This window comes from Imperialibacter roseus (assembly GCF_032999765.1).
In the GTDB taxonomy this organism is placed as follows: Bacteria; Bacteroidota; Bacteroidia; order Cytophagales; family Cyclobacteriaceae; genus Imperialibacter; species Imperialibacter roseus.
Map to the genome: position 1 here is coordinate 3,296,570 of NZ_CP136051.1, position 18,712 is coordinate 3,315,281.

Genomic DNA, 18,712 nt, shown 5'->3' on the forward strand with positions numbered 1-18,712 from the left:
TTTTGAAATTTATTCAACTACCCCCACAGGGTATTGCATGGTTACACAATGTAAGGAGCCATGCTGGAGGATCAAAGGCCTGCAATCGATCCCCACAATTTCGTGCTGAGGAAAGGCCCTTTGAATGATGGCTGCCGCCTTCTGATCTTTAGGCGACTGGTAAAAAGGAACCAAAACGGCCCCATTGATGATCAGGTAGTTAGCGTACGTAGCAGGCAGTCTGTTGCCTTCATCGTCAAATGCCACGTCGGCCATCGGCAGTGGCATCAGTTCATAAGGCATTCCATTCGAATTGGTCAGGTTTTGCAACTCTGCCTCCATTTTGTTCAACGCCTGGTAGTGCTCGTCGGCGGTATCATCGCATTTCACATACAGTATTTTATTGCCAGGCACGAGCCTCGCCAGTGTGTCAATATGTGAGTCGGTATCGTCGCCTGCCAGGTATCCGTTATTCAGCCAAAGTACTTTTTTAACTCCAAACAACTCTTTCAATTTGTCTTCCACTTCCTGCTTCGATAGATGCGGATTTCTATTTCGAGAAAGCAGGCATTCGGTGGTTGTGAGCAGCGTCCCTTCTCCATCAGATTCAAAAGAGCCTCCTTCGAAAGCCAAACCCGCATGCCGCATGGGCACTTTTCCAAAGATTCCTCTTTCGTGAAGTCGCCCGGAAATCAGGTTGTCCTTGTCGGCCGCAAACTTCAATCCCCAGCCGTTGAAAACGAAATCCAGCAAAACCGGCTTTCCATCCTCTTCAATGCTGATAGCACCATGATCTCTGGCCCAGGTGTCGTTGGTGGGCAGTTCCACCAGCATCAGATTCGCTGACTCCGAACCGATCTGCTTTCGCACAGCCTCGCTGTCTTTGCATACTACCACCAGCTTTTGTCTTTTCAATATCTCTCTGGCGATGGCAACAAAACATGGCACCACAATATCCATGTCGCCAGCCCAATCGCTCTCTTCATGTGGCCAGGTTAACTGCACCGCACTTTGCGGTTCCCATTCTGCCGGAAGGCGTCTGTTTGTCATGGTGCAAATATAGATTTCTGGAAATTAAATGAAGAAAAAACGAGAAGGGCGAAATAACAAATAGCAAGTATGAAAACTCAGATGAAAACGGAGCGAAGAAGCACGAAACTCCAAAAAGCACTGCACAACCGTGCTTACGATGGCAGGCTCATGTTTGCCATTTGGAGCCTTGGTGCATGTTTGAAATTTGAATTTTGGCTCTTGGGGTTTCCACTAAATCATGTGCGTGACGTTGGTCAACGTGCCTTCGTACTTCACGGCCTCCACACCAAACTTCCTAAGAAAGTCTATCCCTTCGTCGTTGGGAATACCCTTGTGTTCGGCGTACGACTTGAGGTAAATTACCTTTGAAATTCCCATGGTATAAATAATCCTCGCACACGAAAGACATGGGGAAAGTGTAACGTAAATAGTGGCACCATCAACCGTTGCTTTGTTTTTCACCGCATAGAGTATGGCATTTTGCTCAGCGTGGATCGCCAATGAGCACCCGCCTTTCGAATCCCGGGGACAGCCTACCTCCGGCCACTCAAGATCGCAGTTGTGCGTGCCTGCCGGCGGGCCATTGTAGCCAATCGAAATGATCCGTGTCTCCTTGGTAAGCACGGCCCCCACATGGCGCTTGATACAATGAGACCGCTTGGCAAGGTTCACTGCCAATTCCATATAAATGTCATCAAATGCGGGTTTTTCCATCAGGATGAGGTGCTTTCCAGGTTTTGAACTTTTACTGGAGGTATTTGGTTTAATTAACACTGATTGAACACCTTACAAAAGTGTAAGGTCAAATCTTTTGGTTTAGGTTAGGTGGTGAAAGGAGGTACTAAGTACCTCCTTTTCATTTTAACCTCTTTGCCGCTTAGGCCTTGTAGGTAACTCTGTAAATCACTCCAGCCTTGTCGTCAGAAATAAGCAGTGAGCCGTCTGGCATTACCTGCACATCTACCGGGCGTCCCCAGGCTTCCTGCTCTGCTTCATCGAGCCATCCATCTGCAAAAGTCGAGTAGTTAACAGCTTTACCATTTTCCACTTTCACCAGCCCTATTCTGTAGCCAGACTTCTTGCTTCTGTTCCATGAGCCATGCTGTGCTATGAAAATACTGCCCTTGTATTCCGCAGGGAACATGTCTCCATTGTAGAATCTAAGACCGAGCGGCGCCACATGAGCACCAAGCTTCTGAGCAGGAGCAACGAAGTCAGAGCAAGGAAATTTTGAACCGAACTCCGGGTCGGAGATGTCCCCTGCATGGCAGTAAGGGTAGCCAAAGTGCATGCCAGCCTCGGTGGCTTTGTTGAGCTCGCAATCAGGCATATCATCACCCAGCATATCTCTACCATTGTCAGTAAACCACATGTTTCCTTCAGCATCCCAGGTCATGCCCACAGTGTTCCTCACACCTCTTGCAAAAATCTCACGGCCCGTTCCGTCAGGGTTCATTCTGGTAATGGTGGCGTAAATTTCGTTCTCACTTTCGCAAATATTGCATGGTGCACCAACTGGCACGTATAATTTGCCATCAGGGCCAAACGCAATGTACTTCCAGCCATGATGCTCGTCAGTCGGGTAGTCGTCGTAAACAACAACCGGCTCGCCAACAGCTTCCAGATTCGCCTCCACATTTGGGTATTTCAGAAGCCGGCTGATCTCACCAACGTACAAATCGCCATCTTTGAAAGCCACACCATTGGGCGTTTTCAGGCCAGAAGCCACAACAATTGTCTTGTCTGCTTTGCCGTCCTTGTCTGTATCCTGAATAGCGTAGATTTTGTCTCCTCCTCTATTGCCCACGTATATTGTTCCGCTGGGGCTTATCGTCATGGATCTGGCGTGATCTATGCCGCTTGCGTAAATAGAAATTTCAAAGCCTGCAGGCAGATTAATCTTACTAAGGCTGTCGCCATCATTGGTCATTACGTCCTCAGCAACCTCCTCTGTTGTGGCAGCCTCCTTATTTGACTCACCGCAAGAAGAAATTGCAACTGACAATACACCTACTGAGAGGTAAAAAGCTAGTCGAATTGGTTTCAATATCATGATTAGAGTTATTTTTTCTATCTGAACACATAGTTAGCCAATTTGGTTGAGAAATAACCTGAAAATTGACAAAAGGTCTTTGCCAAAACTTTCGTTATTCGTCGTAAGGGCTCTAAATTTGCCGAATGATCTCAATCAATAATTTGAATTACAATATTGGCTCAAGAGTGCTGTACGAAGGGGCCAACCTGCACATAAAACCCAAAGACAAAATAGGGCTCATCGGCCTTAACGGAACAGGTAAGTCCACGCTGCTTAAAATGATTGTTGGTGACCTCACTATCGACGGTGGGGACATCAGCCAAAGTAAGGACTGCACCATTGGCTTTCTCAACCAGGACCTCCTCTCCTACCAATCTGCCGAACCCATTTTGGACGTGGCCATGAAAGCTTTCGCAGAAGCTGTCGACATTCACCACAAAATTGACAAGGTGTTGGCTGAAATGGAGGCCAATTATAGCGATGACCTGGTAACCAAACTTACCAAACTTCAGGAGAGATTCGAAGCGCTGGACGGCTACGCTATTCAATCAAAGGCTGAAGAGATATTGGAAGGTATCGGCTTTAGCACTAAAGACCTTACCAGACCCCTGAAGGAGTTCTCTGGTGGATGGAGAATGCGGGTGATGTTAGCAAAGCTGCTGCTTGAAAAGCCTTCGCTCCTCATGCTTGATGAACCTACCAACCACCTTGACCTTCCGTCCATTCAATGGGTAGAAAGCTACCTCAAAACATACGAAGGTGCGGTGATAGTGGTGTCTCACGACAGGCATTTTATCAACAACACGGTAAACACGATCGTGGAGGTAAGCAATGGAAAACTTAACCTTTACGCCGGTAACTACGATTTTTACCTGCAGGAGAAAGAGCTGAGAAATGAGATTCAAAAGAACGCCTTTGAAAACCAGCAGCAAAAGATTAAGCAGACCGAAAAGTTCATTGAACGATTCAAAGCCAAGGCTACCAAGGCCCGCCAGGTGCAAAGCCGTGTGAAGGCACTGGATAGAATGGACAAGATAGACGATGTGCTGGATGAAAACGCCAAAGTCAACTTCAGGTTCAACTTCAATAAGCCCAGCGGGCGCCATGTGATTCAGCTCACAGACGTATCCAAAAGCTACGGCGATCTCGTCATTCTCAAAAATACCAATGCTCATATAGAGCGAGGCGATAAAATTGCTTTGATCGGAGCCAACGGAAAAGGAAAGTCGACTTTGCTGCGCATCATCGCCGGCACCGACAAGGTGAATGGCAAGAGGGAGGAAGGCTACAACGTTATCAAGTCGTTCTACGCACAGCACCAGCTGGAGGCATTGAACATCGAGTACGAGATTCTTGAAGAAATGAAAGCTTCAGGAACAGACAAGACGGAGATGCAGCTGCGAAGTGTGCTGGGTTGTTTTCTTTTCTCCGATGAAGATGTTTTTAAAAAAATAAAGGTACTTTCCGGGGGCGAAAAGTCGAGGGTGGCGCTGGCCAAAACGTTGATTTCTGAGGCCAACTTCCTGCTGCTTGATGAACCTACCAACCACCTCGACATTCAGTCGGTCAACATCCTCATCCAGGCCCTGCAGCAGTATGAGGGAACATTTATTGTTGTATCTCACGACCGCTACTTTGTAACGGAAATCGCCAATAAAATCTGGTATATTGAGAACAACGAAATAAAGGAGTACCCGGGCACCTACGAGGAGTACATGTGGTGGAAAGAAAAGCAAGCGGCAGCAGCCCCCACCGTGCAGCCCCAGGTGAAAAAAGAAGAACCCAAGGCTAAGCCAAAGCCAGCCCCAAGCCAGACCAATAACTTATCGATGGAGGCTCAGAAAGAGCTAAAAGCCCTGCGCAAAAAACTGGATGGAATAGAAAACGAAATTCTGGAGACTGAGGTAAAGATCGAAGAGGCGGAAAAAGAGCTTGCCTCTCCTGAAGTATTCGAGTCACCCGATGCTCTGGCACAAAGCAATGAAAAATACCAACTGATCAAAGCAGAGCTTGAAAAGCTAAATGATCAATGGGAAGAAACCGGAATAAAAATTGAAGAGTTGGAGAAGCAATTAGCCTGATTCAGCCCTTCACCTTTTTTTCAATTCTGGCCACCTGAGCCTTCAGCTCCTCAAGGAGGTGTTGAAGTTCTACGTTTTCCTCGTGTACAAATTCTTTAAGTTTTCGCTCCTCTTCGTCGATATCGTATTGATGGAGTTCATTCATCGTGTTCACTACAATGGCGATAAAAATATTGAGCGTGGTGTATGTAGCCAGGAGTATAAATGGCACGAAGAACACCCAGGCATTGGGCAGCTGCTCCATCACCGGCCTCGCTATGCCCGAGGCCCAGCTCTCCAGCGTCATTATCTGAAACAGCGTGAACATGGAGGCTCCAAGGTTACCAAACCACTGTGGAAACTGTTCTCCATAAAGGCTGGTGCCTATAACAGCGAAAATGTAAAAGATGATCATTACCAGCACACCTATCCAGCCAATGCTGGGAATCGATTTTAGAAGGGCTTCAATAATGATCCTCAGCTTCGGTACATTCTTCAGTAATCTAAGTGTGCGGAGTATCCTGAGCGTACGGAGAATAGACAAGTTACCGGCTGAGGGGATCAACGCAAGCAGCACGATGGAAAGGTCAAAGATGTTCCACGATTCGCCAAAGAATTTGGCCCGGTAAACCAGCAGCTTTACCAATAGCTCGACAACAAAAATCCCCAAAATGACCTCATCGAGCAGGTAAAGCCAATCTCCTGTGAAGGCCATTGTGGTGGGAGATGTTTCAAGCCCAATAGTGATTGAATTCAGTACAATAAGTCCTATGATGAAATACTGAAAACGATCGCTTTCAAGAATCTTCTTTACTTTTTCCACGCAGCAAACTCTTTAATATTCAACATGCACTAAGCGGATGCAAAAGTAATTTCAAAAACTGAATCATGAACGCATTTCTTCTAAAATACATGTTTTGTTAAAGAGAACTTCTTTTTATTTTTCGATCTGAAAAAATCTGATCAAAAATGAAGGCAACTATTATCAACTCCATCTTTCTTGCAGGACTTTTTCTTGGTTGTTCGCAATCACAAACGGTGAGTGACGGTCCCGCATTTGCTGACCTCCCCCCCAGCGCAGTACGAACACCCTACCCTGGCGATGAATCTCTTGTGAAGGTACATGTGCTCGACATCAACGATAAGATAACAGCGGAGGGCGACTACTTGAATGGGCAAAAGGAAGGCAGCTGGACAGAATACTATCCGACTGGAGTGGTAAAAATGGTTACCAGCTATGTGAAAGGCAAAAAACAAGGCCCGCAGGTGATTGTAGATGAAAACGGGCAGGTGACAGAAAAGGCCTATTTTTTCGATGGTCAGCTGCATGGCACCTATGTTAAATACAACAGAAAAAACATAAGGGAAGAACGTACCTATCAGTTCGGTAAGCTAAATGGCATGTTGAGACTCTATCACGACAATGGCAACTTGATGGAGGAGAGCCCCTACGAGAATGGCGTGAGGGAAGGCATTGCGAAATGGTACAATACCGACGGCGAGGTAACAATCGAATACCTGTACAGAAACGGGGAATGGATCAAAGACGAATGAGATCCTAGAAAGCCATTGATACTCCGAAATATACTCTTCGGATGGTTCTGGCTATGTTTTCGAAGCCGCCTGTTGTTCCCCACCAATTAGGGATACTGGCTTCTGAATAAATATTCTGAATCTTGTACCCGGACTTCAAATACACTGCATTGTTCCGACCGGCGATTTTCAAACCACCGCCAATATGCCACAAAAAGCCACCTCTCACTTTGTCGTAATTTCCCCAGTCGTTCGACCTTGCCCAGCCCAGGCCATAGCCCACGTTTGAGAAATAAAAGGGAGTTACCCGGCTTCGATAAAGGTCGCCTGTGAGGCTTAAAAACACCGGCATGATACGGAAATCGCCTGCCTGCTGGTAGCCAACACCGATGCCCGGCTGCAAAAACCGATTAACTACATAGGCATGGTTTGTTTCAAGGTACAAGTACGGCGAAGCCACATCCCACTGGTTGGCCTTGCCAAAATCGAGACCGAACTCAGCAGAATGCCAAAACATCCCCTGGGTTGGCATTTTCAGAGAGTGAATAATCTTCGTGTTCATCACCCTGCCGGCATCTACTATGAGGGTGTCTCCCGTTGTCCGGAGAAAAACAAAGCTCCCTGCGGCATTGTATTCAAGCACTTTGCCCCGAACCACGCCTATTTTTTCTATTCTGGCCTTGTCCTTTACCTGCATCTGTGCCATAAGCTGTGCAGGCGCAAAAAAATAAAAGAGACAGCCCCACAGGAGCCATCCCTTCCGGTTGAAAATGATATTTTTAGTAGTTCGATTACTCATCGGTCAGGTTACAAAGCTAACACAGGTATTGTGCTCAACAACTCCAGCTTTCCTTCACAGTCATACTCATATTGGTACAGGCCGTCTTCTCCGATCATCATCAATACACCATTGAGTGGAATGACGTCAAAAGCATGCATATTGGTATAGTTGGCCACCAAATGGTCATCTATGGCTGTCAGATCTGTTTTATCAAAAAGCTTGAGGCCAAACTCCCCTTCGCAGATAAACAGGCACTTTCCATCTACCCCCAGTCCATGTGGGTTTTGCATCGGATAGGTTTGAAACGATTTTGGATTTTTTAAATCTGATATGTCAACAATCTCGAGCTGATTGGTGAATCCCTGACAAGCATTGCCTGACCTTAGCGTCACATATGCGTAGTCGCCTTCTACAACCACAGGGTCGCAGCTTTGAATGTGCTGGTACGTTGAAAGGTGCTCCGGTGCTTCCGGATTTGCATTGTCGTAAATGTGCATGCCGTTATTGGCACCTATAAACAGCTTATCTTCATAGGGAAACAGTGTCTCTATTCCCCAGCCAATGTCTACTCTGGCACCCGACTGTGGGTCATCAAGCTGTGTGATGTCGAATAAATACAACGAACTGGCGTCGATAGTGTAAAGGAAGTCTTCATAAATGGCAAACCTGGCCATTGATCCACCTACACCTGCATCGGCAGAGGTGGTGGCTGGTGCGGCGCCCGAAGTATTAGCGACAAACTTAGTACCTGATGCGAAACCAACCGCAGACTCTGCATCAACGGCATAGTAGATCAGGCCTCCGCCGCCAGTCTGGCAGTCGATTTCACTAACCTCAGCTACGCTGGCCTCTTCGTAGGAAGTAACCACACCGCTCCATGCGTCAAAGTTGAACGGCAGGTTGGCGAACTCCTGAAAAGCACCTTCCACCCGCTTCACCATCTTGACATCATTAACATTTGAGATGTCAAATACCAATAAGTCGATATAGCTGTCAGCGTACAGGTAATTTCCTTTGGCGGCCATATCAAAGTTGCCTGGAATGGTAACAAAAGACAGCTGACGGGGCGAAGATGGGTTCGTGTTGTCAATAATGTGAATGCCCTCACCTACTTCGTTGATAAAAAGGATGCCATCCTTGAAGTAGATTTTTCCGGGCTGGTTAACAGATTGAGGAGTACCAAAAGCTACTGCGCTTCTAATTTCTTCCGTTGTGGTGTATACCGGCTTGAAATAGGTATACGACCTGTCTACTTCACAAGTGTCGGTACAACCGGTCGACAGAAAACCTATGACAATCAATATCACAATTGACACAACCGTGATTCTGAAAATGTCTTTGACTTCGTGGGGGTGAAATTCTGCATTCATCTGAATATAATTTTTTTTAAGCGGCCAGATGGAATAGCCACCATCCCCTTGAAAATGAAAATCGCATGTTCGATAAATTTTTTCATGTCCGTTGGCAATGGAATTCGCTATGGCTATTTCATATACTAAAAGAATAGGTGTGCACAAATGACACTTTCATATGCCGATTGGTTGGAAACCTATCTCAGCTCATACCGAACGCCAGCCTGCACTCCCCATAGCCTTGGCGCACTAGCATATCCATCAGTGTTCTTGGTCAGGCTTGTAATCGCCTGGCGGTAATACGGTTCCACAACGACTTTATAGTGACTGTTGATGGCGTAATTAACCTCCAAGCCAAGAGTCCCATTTAAATACACGCTCCGGTAAGGCGATTGGTCTCCAGATTTTGTTCTCACATCCTCAAGGTCTTTTCCTTTTATCACACTCCCGAGCAAAAACTCATTGGAAACACCTGTGTTCAAAACGATTCCGGCCCGCCTGTCCAACAGAATCACGCCGACCTTTACCGGCACAGAAATGAACTCATACGTATTGGTGATTTTCGTTCTTTCTCCATCGTAGGAGTATTGTGAGGATGAAAACACATTCTGAATGTCATCACTCAACAGACTCACCTGATTCAGCGCATAACGCTTATCGTTCGACTCGTCGTTCAACACCAGGTTGGTACTTCCGTTGCTATTGTACCTTCCATATTGAAGCCCCGTATGCAACAGAATTTTCCTGAAAATGCGTTTACCAATGCTTGCTCCAAATGAGAACGTTCCGCCCTGTGCGTTCGACTCATTGTATGTTCTGGAAGAAACAGCTCCAACCAGACCATTGGCGGCGTTAAAATCATTTGTCTTTAGCTCTCCACTGTTTTCCGCAACAAGAGAGGCTTCGTCGGCGCTGGCAGAAGCAAACAAGTTGCCTCCAGACCGGAAACCATAATTAGGATTAAAAGTACCACTACCAACTCCAAGGCCAGCCAACAAAGGCTGATCTCCCATTTCCTTCTTTTTTCGCTGCATGGGACGTACCACACCATACAAGTGATTCACCTCCAGTTTCGATAAGTTACTGGCCAGCGTTTCGGAACTGAAAATGCCGGTAACAGAAGGGATAGCCACATCAAACATATTTTCTTCAGAGGCTGAAGTCTCGTCTATCGGAGTTAACTCCTGCTTGGCAGCTTCACTACCACTATTACCAACTGTAGCTACCGCCAAAAAGGGCTTAGTATCCTTTTGATAAAAATCAGGCTTATCATCTTCGGTGAGTGTGGAGGTTGTGGAAGCTACTTCATTTTCCATCTTCATATCCCTAAGTTCAGGGCTTTGTGCGGCTTGAGAATTGGCAGCGTTCTCTTTGGTGTTGCCAGCAATCTCATTGTCAACCAGAGAGGAGGTTCCATTGAGCAAAAGTGCCACACCCAAACCAACGGCGACGGTTGTCATGGCGGCAGCTGCCCATCTGTAGTAAAAGATGGCCTTCCTGTACTTTCCTTCTTTTTGAGTGGCAAGCCTTGCTTCTACTCTCTCCCACACCATAGGAGACGGTGGCACGCTGGCTCCGTCAAAAGCCTGTCGCCACTGGCTTTCGAAAAATTCGTTGTTATCTGCGGCTTCCATAATTTGTACTTTCTAATTTCTCAAGTTTCTCCTGTAGCAGCTGCTTTGCTCTGGCATACTGCGACTTGGAGGTTCCCTCGGTAACACCAAGGAGCTCTGCTATTTCATGATGTTTATACCCTTCAATAGCATACAGGTTAAATATTGTCTGACACCCCGACGGAAGATCCTGAATCATTCCCATTAAATCTTCCAGTTGAAGTCCCGCAAGCATGTCGTGATTCGTCGATGGTTGCCGTAACTCAGCCACATCCACCATCGGATACATATAAAGCTTGTTGCGCTGATGATTGAGCGCAGTGTTAATCACGATCCGCTTGATCCAGTAAAATAGCGATGACTCCTTACGGAATGTTTTGATGTGGTTGAATACCTTCACAAATCCTTCCTGCAAAACATCTTCAGCTTCCTGCTGCATTTTGCAGTACCTCAAACAAATGGCATACATCTGCCCACTATACTTTTGGTATAGCTGATATTGCATGTGTCTGTCCTCTTTGGCACATCCCTCTATCAACTCTTCATCAGTAGGCATTCTGCGAGTTATCGGTTTAGGTTTTGACTTTTATGACACCAGGTCTGAAAAAATGGTTGGAATTATGCAGATTTGTAGAAAATGAATTTAGTTGCCGTTCGTTTAGCTATCGATGAAACATCTCAACTACTTCTTACTCCTAGTCATTTTCTGCTTATTTTTCACTGGCTGCCTTCCCCTCGAGCAAGTTGCCAATACCAGCACTTCGGACGCTGTTCTGGAGCTCAGCGACAGATCATACGAAGATAACATCAGGTTGGTTCGCCTTTTTCCAAATTCCGGAAAAACTGAAGATACTATGCAGCCCCCTATCGTGCATATCAGCCAACCTTCAGCGCTCACACTCAAATTTGATGAAATTCTAAGTGACTTCCAGCAATACAACGCCTACATCGTTCACTGCAATTTTAATTGGGAGCGATCGGCCCTTACCGACATGGAGTTTCTCAATGAGTACAACTCCTACCCTGTCAACAACTATCAGTACTCCCAAAGCACCATCGTTCCTTACACGCAATACTCGCTTGAGCTTCCTAGGGTGAAAAAATCCGGAAACTATGTAGTAGTAGTGTATCGGGGAACAAACAAATCAGATATCATATTAAGCAGGCGTTTTATGGTGTTCGAAGGCGGGGCGGATATCCAAATGGAGGTTCGGATTTCGTCGAGTGTTGCAGAAAGAGAAGAAAATCACCAGGTTGAATTCTCTGTTAACTATGGCGGACTAACGTCGACCAATGCTTACAACGACTTTAAGGTAATGGTGCGCCAAAACAGAAGGTGGGACAACGCCATTCTCAACCTGAAACCCACGCTGGTGAGAGAAGACCAGAGCTATATGGAGTACCGAAATTTTACGCTCCAGAACAATTTCAAATCAACAAGAGAATTCAGGTTCTTCGATATCCGATCGCTGAGTTACAACGGTCGCAATGTGGGCAAAATAGAAAAAAGCCAAAATGAAATAAGGGCATTACTTTTGAAAGACGCCTCCCGGTTCAGCGAGCCCTACAGCAGAATGCAGGACCTTGACGGCAACTTTTTCATCGGTTCCACAGAGCCTAACACCAGTGATTTACAGACCGACTACGTGAAGGTGATGTTTTTCCTGGAAACAGAAAAAGTTGAAGCAACCGAAGTGTACGTAATCGGCGGCTTTAACGACTGGCAGAAAACCCCTCAGAACAGGTTGGTCTACGATGATCTCTCGGGCATGTACACCGCATCCTTGTTGCTAAAGCAGGGATTTTACAATTATATGTATTGGGCAAAAGGGAACGACATTGATCCCTACATGTTTGAAGGGTACAACTTCCAGGCTGAAAATGAATACGAAGTGTTCGTTTACTTTAAAACTCCCGGGTCATTTGTAGATCGACTTGTCGGCTACCAGAGCATCATCCACAACGGCCCGAAAAACTGATCAGGTAGTAGTTTCAGCGAACTCATAGGTAACCGCTCTCTTGCTTGGATCGGCATTGGCGATGTCAAGCATACCGAAGCCCTTGTGGCAAAACTGCCCCAACCCACAGGTGAAAATAAACTCCTGAACCACCTTAGGTGCATAAAGGACAAAAGGAAAGGTATAGCCCCTTATTTCGTATTTCAAGTCCTGATCATACAGCGGGTATATCCTGGCGAACTTCTTTTGACTTTCCCTTATTTTATTTAAATAGTCCTCATCAGGAACCAACTGAAACTTACCAATACCTTCAATTTTCTGAGGATCTTCTCCGGCTTGCTCCATCCTTTGAATGGTGGATTCAAAAAGGAGATCAGAGAAGGTGTCTGTTTCTGGTGAAATGAATTTTTTAGCTTCTGCGTCATACAAAGACGGCTGAAGCACTACGATAGGCGAAATGCAAATATACCTTGAGGCATCAGTTATTTCCGGATGATCCTCCAGCTCCACTGCCTCCGGCTCTAGCATTAAGTTGCCAATATCTACCTTAGGAAAGGTAAACAACACCCTGAGGAAGTAGTCGATAAAAGCCTTGTTATTGCTTGCAACAACCAGCGTAACTCTCCGGCTGTAAAAATGCAAACCTTGCCTGCTTATCTTTGTCTGTCCTTTAAGGCCGCTGAAATTGTAAAAAGGGTAGTCGATAAACTCCTTCTGACCTCCTTTTACGAGCATTCCCTTAATAAGCTGAGCTAAAAGATACTGGTGATGGAAGGGAACAAACCCTCCCTTATTTTTAACTTGAAAAACGATACGTACCCTCAATAGCGTAAAAATTATGTAGAAAATAGGCCTGAACAATCAAACTCCATTTTCCTCGTACTTAAAATGTTCATGAGAAAAACAATAAATCCAAAAAATTGTTCATCCCTGGGCATAAAAGAGCTGGTTAAACATTAAATCTGAAGTGCATGATATCACCATCCTGCACTTCGTATTCTTTGCCCTCAATATAAATCTTACCAGCCTCTTTACAAGCATTTTCGGAGCCATATTTCTCGTAGTCGGCCAATTTTATTACCTCTGCCCTGATAAATCCACGTTCAAAGTCGGTATGGATAACGCCAGCCGCTTTAGGCGCCTTCCAACCTTTTTCTATGGTCCATGCCCTTACCTCCTTCACTCCTGCTGTAAAGTACGTAATCAGGTCAAGTATATTGTATGAAGCTTTAATTAGTCTATTCAATCCCGAATCTTTGAGCCCATACTCCTCTAAAAAGAGTGCTCTTTCATCGAGATCTTCCAGCTCGGCTATCTGCGACTCTATAGCGGCACAAAGGATGACCACTTCGGCATTTTCTTCTGCAACAGACGCCTTCAACTTCTCCACCCATTGGTTACCCGCTGGCAACGAACCCTCATCCACATTGGCTACATAAATAACCGGTTTTATGGTGAGCAGCTGCAAATCTGCCACGGCTTCTCTGCCTGCTTCAGGCATATCAAGCACTCTGGCATTCTTGCCAGACTCCAAATGCTTCTTATAAGCCTGCACATATCCCAGCTCAGTCCGTGCCTTGGCGTCACCCGATTTGGCTATTTTTTCAAGACGTTGGATCTTTTTATCAACCGATTCCAGGTCCTTCAACTGAAGTTCAGTGTCAATCACCTCTTTGTCTTCCACCGGGTTTACCGTGCCGGACACGTGCACTATGTTGTCGTCTTCGAAGCACCTCACCACATGGATGACAGCATCCACTTCCCGGATGTTGCCAAGAAATTTATTACCCAACCCTTCACCCTTGCTGGCACCCTTCACAAGGCCTGCAATGTCCACAAATTCGATAAAAGTCGGAATGATTTTCTCAGGATGAACCAATTTCTCCAGCACCTGCAGTCTTTCGTCGGGCACAGTGATCACGCCCACATTGGGCTCAATTGTACAAAACGGGTAATTGGCCGCCTCGGCCTTAGCATTCGAAAGAGCATTAAACAGTGTCGACTTGCCTACATTAGGCAGTCCCACAATCCCACATTGCAATCCCATGAAATATGATCAATTGTTACTTTTTGAATATCTGATACCCCTTAAAGCCAGCATAAACCTCAATTGTAGACACTCTTAAGATTGTGTACGTAGGGATGGCTGCTATCATTCCGGGGATACCTGCAATTGTTGCGCCGGCAAAGATAATAACAAATATTTCTAATGGATGGGCTTTTACACTTTTTGAGAAAATGAGCGGCTGCAACAATATGTTGTCGGCTGCTTGCACAATACCAAACACCGACAGAATTTTCACCACTATAATCAAAAGATCCTGAGAAAGGCTAATATCTCCACTAGTTGAAACGCCCACCACTATGCCAAAACTGGCACCCAGCATTGGCCCGAGGTAGGGAATAAGGTTGGCTACCGCTGCAAATACAGCAATCGTCAATGCGTACTTTACCCCTAGTATCGACAAACCCAAAGACGCAATGCTGAAGATGGAGGCCATCTGGAAAAGCAGCCCAATCAAATAGTTGCTCAGAAGTTTTTCTATCTTAAACATCGCTGCTATAAACACCTCAAAATACTGATTAGGTATCAGAGCAATGATTTGCCTCCTTAAAATCCCGTTCTCCAGCAAAAGAAAGAAGGTGATAAATGACACCGCCAGGAAACCAACCAAAAGCCCTCCGGTCACCGATATCAGGTTATTCAACAGCAACGTAAAGTCAACCTCCGAAAGCAACCCAAAAAGGCTCTCTCTGATCGACTCAAAAAGAAAGCCTTCCTGCTGAACTGTCAGCTTATTCTCAATAAGAAATTGCTCTATACTATTAAAAGGCTGGCTTACGGATGTCAGTACCGAATCGTAGCTTATTTGCGAAAGCACCTTCACCTGTTCGCTGAAAAGTGGGATAAAAAGCATCACAAAGAGAGTAACCACGACGATAACAATCGAAAACGAGAAAATGATGGCAATTGGCCTTGGAATTCTGTTGTTAAGAACGTGGATCTGATGGATGGTATTGGTTAGTGGCCTAAGCAGGGTCGCTAAAACCAATGAGAAGATCAGATAAATAAATATGTTGGAGAAATACCAGCTAATAAACACCAGGACAACCAGCATCAAAAGCAGGTAGAGCAGCATTCGTCTAACCATGTGCCTAAAGTAAAAAAAGAAAGCCCTTGTATACCAAGGGCTCGCAAAATATTGTTTGAAGAATCAGATCAATCCCACTTCAACTCTGAATCATCTTCGGGAATATCTTCGTCGCCCCCTGCTTCCATTTTCACTTCGAACTGTGAAAAATCAACCCCCGGAAGAAGTTCCGTTTTTACATGATTAACCGAGTCGTTCAATGCGTCGATAAACTTATCGAAGTCTTCCTTGTACAAAAATATTTTATGCTTTTCGTAGAAAAACCCATCCTCCTTAAATTTCCTTTTACTCTCGGTAATAGTCAGGTAATAGTCGTTGGATTTTGTGGCTTTGATGTCAAAGAAATAGGTTCGCTTACCTGCCCTTACTTTCTCAGAATACACTTCACCTCTGCTTTTATCCTTATTCTCTTCCACTTGATTCCGGTTTAGGTTTGGTCAAAAATAAAAGTTTATCGGAAATACCCGAATATTTGTTGAATACAATCGTTCAAAATAGAAAATACGCAAAACACTCACCAGGATCATTCAGCCTCTTTGCAATAATGGGATTGAGTAACCCAAACAATATTTATTGGTTATCCGAAAAATAACAAGTTAATTCATGACAATCAATAATTAGAGACATTCACTTAGTCAATGTTATTAATTAATTCAAATGAAGGTTGATTTCAGCAAGGTAAAGGAATATGGTGGGTTAGAATTTTTAGCCCGACAAATGGTAGAGGGCTTCATCACTGGAATGCACAAATCACCCTACCATGGCTTCTCAGTTGAGTTTGCTGAGCACCGGTTGTATAATACCGGAGAAAGCACCCGCCATATCGACTGGAAGGTGTTTGCCAGAACAGACAGGATATACACCAAGCGATTTGAAGAAGAGACCAACCTGCGCTGCTACATCGTGTTGGATCACTCCTCGTCCATGTATTATCCCGAAAAAACACACGGCAAAATTAAGTTTTCCGCTCTGGCGGCGGCGGCTTTGGCTTATTTGCTTCACAAGCAACGTGATGCCGTCGGTCTTTTCACCTTTGCAGAAGAAATTGAGCTTCAAACACAGGTAAAATCAACGTCCAGCCATATTCAAAAGCTTTTCATTTTACTCAATGGCCTGCTGGAAAGCACTCCTACCCTCAAAAAAACCAATGTTGCTGAAGTGCTGCATCAGGTAGCGGAAAAAATCCACAAACGTTCGCTCGTCATCATCTTCAGCGACATGTTTCAAAACTACGCCGACCACGAACAAATATTTTCGGCGCTACAGCATTTGAAACACAACCGGCACGAAGTATTGATGTTTCATGTTACCGACAAGTCGACTGAGATCGATTTCTCTTTCGAGGACCGGCCTTACGAGTTCATGGATTTGGAAGGTGGAGAAAAAATTAAGCTGACGCCTTCGCAGGTGAAAGAGTCGTACCACAAGGCCGTGGCAGAGTTTGCCAGCACCCTCAAGCTAAGATGTGGTCAGCTAAAAATAGACCTGGTTGAAGCAGACATCCAGGACGACATCAACAAAATATTGACGGGCTACCTCATCAAAAGGACAAAGCTTAACTAAAACGACACAAAAAAAGCGGCTTATGCCGCTTTCATTCACACATATCTGAATACTACTATTCGTCGTGTAGCCAGGTCTTCTTAGCGGTAAGTTCTTCCACTGTTTCTCTGTAGTCTGGGTCATCCACACAACAGTCCACCGGACACACCGCTGCACACTGTGGTTCTTCGTGAAATCCAGTGCACTCAGTACACTTTTGAGACACTATATAATAGAACTCATCAGAAAATGGCTGTTGAGCTTCGTTGCCGTCAACTACTGTTCCGTCTTCAAGCTCAACCTGAGTAAGCTTGGTTCCGCCAGCCCAGGTCCACTCCACACCGCCTTCATAGATAGCGGTGTTGGGGCATTCTGGCTCGCATGCACCACAGTTGATACACTCATCGGTGATCATTATTGCCATATTGATACTTAATTTTTGATTCTACAATTACCTTTACCAAACAAAAGTAGAAATGGAATGTTTGAGTTCCAATTTATTTTTGCTTTGCAAAATAATCCAAAATGAAGTTAGAGGAAAGAGTAAATGCAATATCCGCCCTGGGCAACTACTTAAAAGAGCTGGATGAGGCTGCGAAAAGCGGTCTATTTCTGCGGGCAGCCAATGAAAACCCGTGGTTCACAAAGGAGAGCCTTCACCTTGCCTGGCAGGGCATTCTCAATTTTCTCTCAAAGGAGAAACTAACACAATGGACTTCTTCCTATGCATTTACTGATGGCAAACCAAAAAAAGTGGGGCTCGTGATGGCAGGTAACATTCCCATGGTGGGCTTTCACGATCTTTTGTCCGTTATCATTGCCGGGCACAGAGCATTGGTAAAACCCAGTTCTCAGGACAGTGCCCTCATTCGTTTTATTATCGACTCGCTCAACGAGATTCAGCCTGAGCTGGGCAGGCAAGTAGCAGTGGTAGAAAGGCTCAACGACATGGAAGCCGTCATTGCCACCGGCAGCGACAACTCGTCTCGCTATTTCGAATACTACTTCTCGAAGGTGCCCAACATTATCAGGAAAAACAGAACCTCGTGTGCTATCATTTCAGGTGAGGAATCTTTGGAGGATCTGCTGGCGCTCGGCGACGACCTGTTCAGCTACTTTGGCCTTGGCTGCAGAAATGTATCCAAGCTTTATGTGCCTACAGGTTATGCATTACCTACTCTGCTCGACGCCATTCAACCTTTCAATCAGCTGCTGGAGCACCATAAGTACAGAAACAACTACGATTACCACAAGTCCATTATGCTGGTAAACGGAGAACCCCACCTTGACTCTGGATTCTCCCTTTTCCGGGAAAGCACCGACCTTGTTTCGCCCGTCTCAGTGGTGTATTACGAATGCTATGAAGACGAAGCTGCCTTGTCACAAAAACTAGTGGCTAATGAGGAAAAGATTCAGGCCATCGCTTCCTGGAGAGGGCAATATCCCAGGTCGCTTCCTTTCGGAACATTGCAAAAGCCAGAACTGTGGGACTATGCCGATGGCGTTGACACGCTGAAGTTTCTTTCCGGGTTATAACGGGGACACACGAGTGAACTTTTATCCGGAACTACTACTCGTGATAAAAGGAAAGTACAATAATTTTTATAAATCGTGCCGTTGCCCAAAGTTCCGTTTCTTTTACACACTAATTCAATTAAATTTGATTTTTAAGATA

General features: G+C 45.4%; 18 protein-coding genes. 5 read left to right on the plus strand and 13 right to left on the minus strand.

What is annotated here, in order from left to right; all coding sequences use genetic code 11:
• Positions 1 to 9 precede the first annotated feature (9 nt).
• The 3 genes from RT717_RS13545 to RT717_RS13555 form a co-directional block, all read right to left on the minus strand.
• A complete protein-coding gene (locus RT717_RS13545; RefSeq protein ID WP_317492274.1) occupies positions 10 to 1,029 on the minus strand; it encodes an agmatine deiminase family protein in 1,020 nt (339 codons plus the stop codon).
• Positions 1,030 to 1,242: 213 nt separating this feature from the next.
• The gene (locus tag RT717_RS13550; RefSeq protein ID WP_151997368.1) at positions 1,243 to 1,725 is read right to left on the minus strand and encodes a deoxycytidylate deaminase; all 483 of its coding nucleotides are present in this window, start codon (positions 1,723 to 1,725) and stop codon (positions 1,243 to 1,245) included.
• 163 nt (positions 1,726 to 1,888) lie between these two features.
• Entirely contained in the window at positions 1,889 to 3,064 is a 1,176-nt protein-coding gene (locus RT717_RS13555) for a PQQ-dependent sugar dehydrogenase (protein WP_317492275.1), read from the minus strand.
• 125 nt (positions 3,065 to 3,189) lie between these two features.
• On the opposite strand from RT717_RS13555, the gene RT717_RS13560 reads away from it, so the two are divergent.
• A complete protein-coding gene (locus RT717_RS13560; protein WP_317492276.1) occupies positions 3,190 to 5,127 on the plus strand; it encodes an ABC-F family ATP-binding cassette domain-containing protein in 1,938 nt (645 codons plus the stop codon).
• 1 nt (position 5,128) lies between these two features.
• On the opposite strand, the gene RT717_RS13565 is transcribed toward RT717_RS13560, so the two are convergent.
• Positions 5,129 to 5,929, minus strand: coding sequence for an ion transporter (locus RT717_RS13565; RefSeq protein ID WP_317492277.1), 801 nt, complete (start codon positions 5,927 to 5,929; stop codon positions 5,129 to 5,131).
• A 146-nt stretch (positions 5,930 to 6,075) separates the two neighbouring features.
• On the opposite strand from RT717_RS13565, the gene RT717_RS13570 reads away from it, so the two are divergent.
• Complete coding sequence (locus tag RT717_RS13570; protein ID WP_317492278.1) at positions 6,076 to 6,660, plus strand: toxin-antitoxin system YwqK family antitoxin; 585 nt, start codon at positions 6,076 to 6,078, stop codon at positions 6,658 to 6,660.
• 4 nt (positions 6,661 to 6,664) lie between these two features.
• Here RT717_RS13570 and RT717_RS13575 read toward each other — a convergent pair whose 3' ends face one another.
• The 4 genes from RT717_RS13575 to RT717_RS13590 form a co-directional block, all read right to left on the minus strand.
• Positions 6,665 to 7,438, minus strand: coding sequence for a hypothetical protein (locus tag RT717_RS13575; RefSeq protein WP_317492279.1), 774 nt, complete (start codon positions 7,436 to 7,438; stop codon positions 6,665 to 6,667).
• Between the two features lie 8 nt (positions 7,439 to 7,446).
• Positions 7,447 to 8,790 (minus strand): LVIVD repeat-containing protein, encoded by a 1,344-nt coding sequence (locus RT717_RS13580; RefSeq protein WP_317492280.1) that lies wholly within the window; start codon positions 8,788 to 8,790, stop codon positions 7,447 to 7,449.
• 179 nt (positions 8,791 to 8,969) lie between these two features.
• Positions 8,970 to 10,406 (minus strand): hypothetical protein, encoded by a 1,437-nt coding sequence (locus RT717_RS13585; protein WP_317492281.1) that lies wholly within the window; start codon positions 10,404 to 10,406, stop codon positions 8,970 to 8,972.
• Positions 10,390 to 10,941, minus strand: a complete 552-nt coding sequence (locus tag RT717_RS13590) for an RNA polymerase sigma factor (RefSeq protein WP_317492282.1) — start codon at positions 10,939 to 10,941, stop codon at positions 10,390 to 10,392. Before RT717_RS13590 ends, RT717_RS13585 begins: the two co-directional genes overlap by 17 nt.
• A gap of 112 nt (positions 10,942 to 11,053) precedes the next feature.
• Between RT717_RS13590 and RT717_RS13595 the strand changes: the two genes are divergently transcribed.
• On the plus strand, positions 11,054 to 12,364 hold the full coding sequence (locus tag RT717_RS13595) for a type IX secretion system plug protein (RefSeq protein ID WP_317492283.1): 1,311 nt from the start codon (positions 11,054 to 11,056) through the stop codon (positions 12,362 to 12,364).
• On the opposite strand, the gene RT717_RS13600 is transcribed toward RT717_RS13595, so the two are convergent.
• The 4 genes from RT717_RS13600 to RT717_RS13615 form a co-directional block, all read right to left on the minus strand.
• Positions 12,365 to 13,078 carry a CRISPR-associated endoribonuclease Cas6 gene (locus RT717_RS13600; RefSeq protein ID WP_317492284.1) on the minus strand — a complete coding sequence of 238 codons (714 nt, stop codon included), beginning with the start codon at positions 13,076 to 13,078 and terminating at the stop codon, positions 12,365 to 12,367.
• A gap of 214 nt (positions 13,079 to 13,292) precedes the next feature.
• Positions 13,293 to 14,390, minus strand: coding sequence for a redox-regulated ATPase YchF (ychF, locus tag RT717_RS13605; RefSeq protein ID WP_317492285.1), 1,098 nt, complete (start codon positions 14,388 to 14,390; stop codon positions 13,293 to 13,295).
• A 16-nt stretch (positions 14,391 to 14,406) separates the two neighbouring features.
• Positions 14,407 to 15,495, minus strand: a complete 1,089-nt coding sequence (locus tag RT717_RS13610; protein WP_317492286.1) for an AI-2E family transporter — start codon at positions 15,493 to 15,495, stop codon at positions 14,407 to 14,409.
• 68 nt (positions 15,496 to 15,563) lie between these two features.
• Entirely contained in the window at positions 15,564 to 15,911 is a 348-nt protein-coding gene (locus RT717_RS13615) for a DUF3276 family protein (protein WP_317492287.1), read from the minus strand.
• A gap of 241 nt (positions 15,912 to 16,152) precedes the next feature.
• Between RT717_RS13615 and RT717_RS13620 the strand changes: the two genes are divergently transcribed.
• The gene (locus tag RT717_RS13620; protein WP_317492288.1) at positions 16,153 to 17,058 is read left to right on the plus strand and encodes a DUF58 domain-containing protein; all 906 of its coding nucleotides are present in this window, start codon (positions 16,153 to 16,155) and stop codon (positions 17,056 to 17,058) included.
• A gap of 55 nt (positions 17,059 to 17,113) precedes the next feature.
• Here RT717_RS13620 and RT717_RS13625 read toward each other — a convergent pair whose 3' ends face one another.
• A complete protein-coding gene (locus RT717_RS13625) occupies positions 17,114 to 17,461 on the minus strand; it encodes a 4Fe-4S dicluster domain-containing protein (RefSeq protein WP_317492289.1) in 348 nt (115 codons plus the stop codon).
• A 101-nt stretch (positions 17,462 to 17,562) separates the two neighbouring features.
• Between RT717_RS13625 and RT717_RS13630 the strand changes: the two genes are divergently transcribed.
• Entirely contained in the window at positions 17,563 to 18,573 is a 1,011-nt protein-coding gene (locus RT717_RS13630) for an acyl-CoA reductase (protein WP_317492290.1), read from the plus strand.
• The last annotated feature ends 139 nt before the right edge of the window (positions 18,574 to 18,712 follow it).

What these genes read in the sequence shown, in the direction of transcription:
- RT717_RS13570 (WP_317492278.1), top strand. Translation starts at nt 6,076, where the DNA reads ATGAAGGCAACTATTATCAACTCCATCTTTCTTGCAGGACTTTTTCTT.
- RT717_RS13545 (WP_317492274.1), bottom strand. Translation starts at nt 1,029, where the DNA reads ATGACAAACAGACGCCTTCCGGCAGAATGGGAACCGCAAAGTGCGGTG.
- RT717_RS13560 (WP_317492276.1), top strand. Translation starts at nt 3,190, where the DNA reads ATGATCTCAATCAATAATTTGAATTACAATATTGGCTCAAGAGTGCTG.
- ychF (WP_317492285.1), bottom strand. Translation starts at nt 14,390, where the DNA reads ATGGGATTGCAATGTGGGATTGTGGGACTGCCTAATGTAGGCAAGTCG.
- RT717_RS13555 (WP_317492275.1), bottom strand. Translation starts at nt 3,064, where the DNA reads ATGATATTGAAACCAATTCGACTAGCTTTTTACCTCTCAGTAGGTGTA.
- RT717_RS13575 (WP_317492279.1), bottom strand. Translation starts at nt 7,438, where the DNA reads ATGAGTAATCGAACTACTAAAAATATCATTTTCAACCGGAAGGGATGG.
- RT717_RS13550 (WP_151997368.1), bottom strand. Translation starts at nt 1,725, where the DNA reads ATGGAAAAACCCGCATTTGATGACATTTATATGGAATTGGCAGTGAAC.
- RT717_RS13610 (WP_317492286.1), bottom strand. Translation starts at nt 15,495, where the DNA reads ATGGTTAGACGAATGCTGCTCTACCTGCTTTTGATGCTGGTTGTCCTG.
- RT717_RS13580 (WP_317492280.1), bottom strand. Translation starts at nt 8,790, where the DNA reads ATGAATGCAGAATTTCACCCCCACGAAGTCAAAGACATTTTCAGAATC.
- RT717_RS13620 (WP_317492288.1), top strand. Translation starts at nt 16,153, where the DNA reads ATGAAGGTTGATTTCAGCAAGGTAAAGGAATATGGTGGGTTAGAATTT.
- RT717_RS13600 (WP_317492284.1), bottom strand. Translation starts at nt 13,078, where the DNA reads ATGCTCGTAAAAGGAGGTCAGAAGGAGTTTATCGACTACCCTTTTTAC.
- RT717_RS13585 (WP_317492281.1), bottom strand. Translation starts at nt 10,406, where the DNA reads ATGGAAGCCGCAGATAACAACGAATTTTTCGAAAGCCAGTGGCGACAG.
- RT717_RS13590 (WP_317492282.1), bottom strand. Translation starts at nt 10,941, where the DNA reads ATGCCTACTGATGAAGAGTTGATAGAGGGATGTGCCAAAGAGGACAGA.
- RT717_RS13625 (WP_317492289.1), bottom strand. Translation starts at nt 17,461, where the DNA reads ATGGCAATAATGATCACCGATGAGTGTATCAACTGTGGTGCATGCGAG.
- RT717_RS13630 (WP_317492290.1), top strand. Translation starts at nt 17,563, where the DNA reads ATGAAGTTAGAGGAAAGAGTAAATGCAATATCCGCCCTGGGCAACTAC.
- RT717_RS13595 (WP_317492283.1), top strand. Translation starts at nt 11,054, where the DNA reads ATGAAACATCTCAACTACTTCTTACTCCTAGTCATTTTCTGCTTATTT.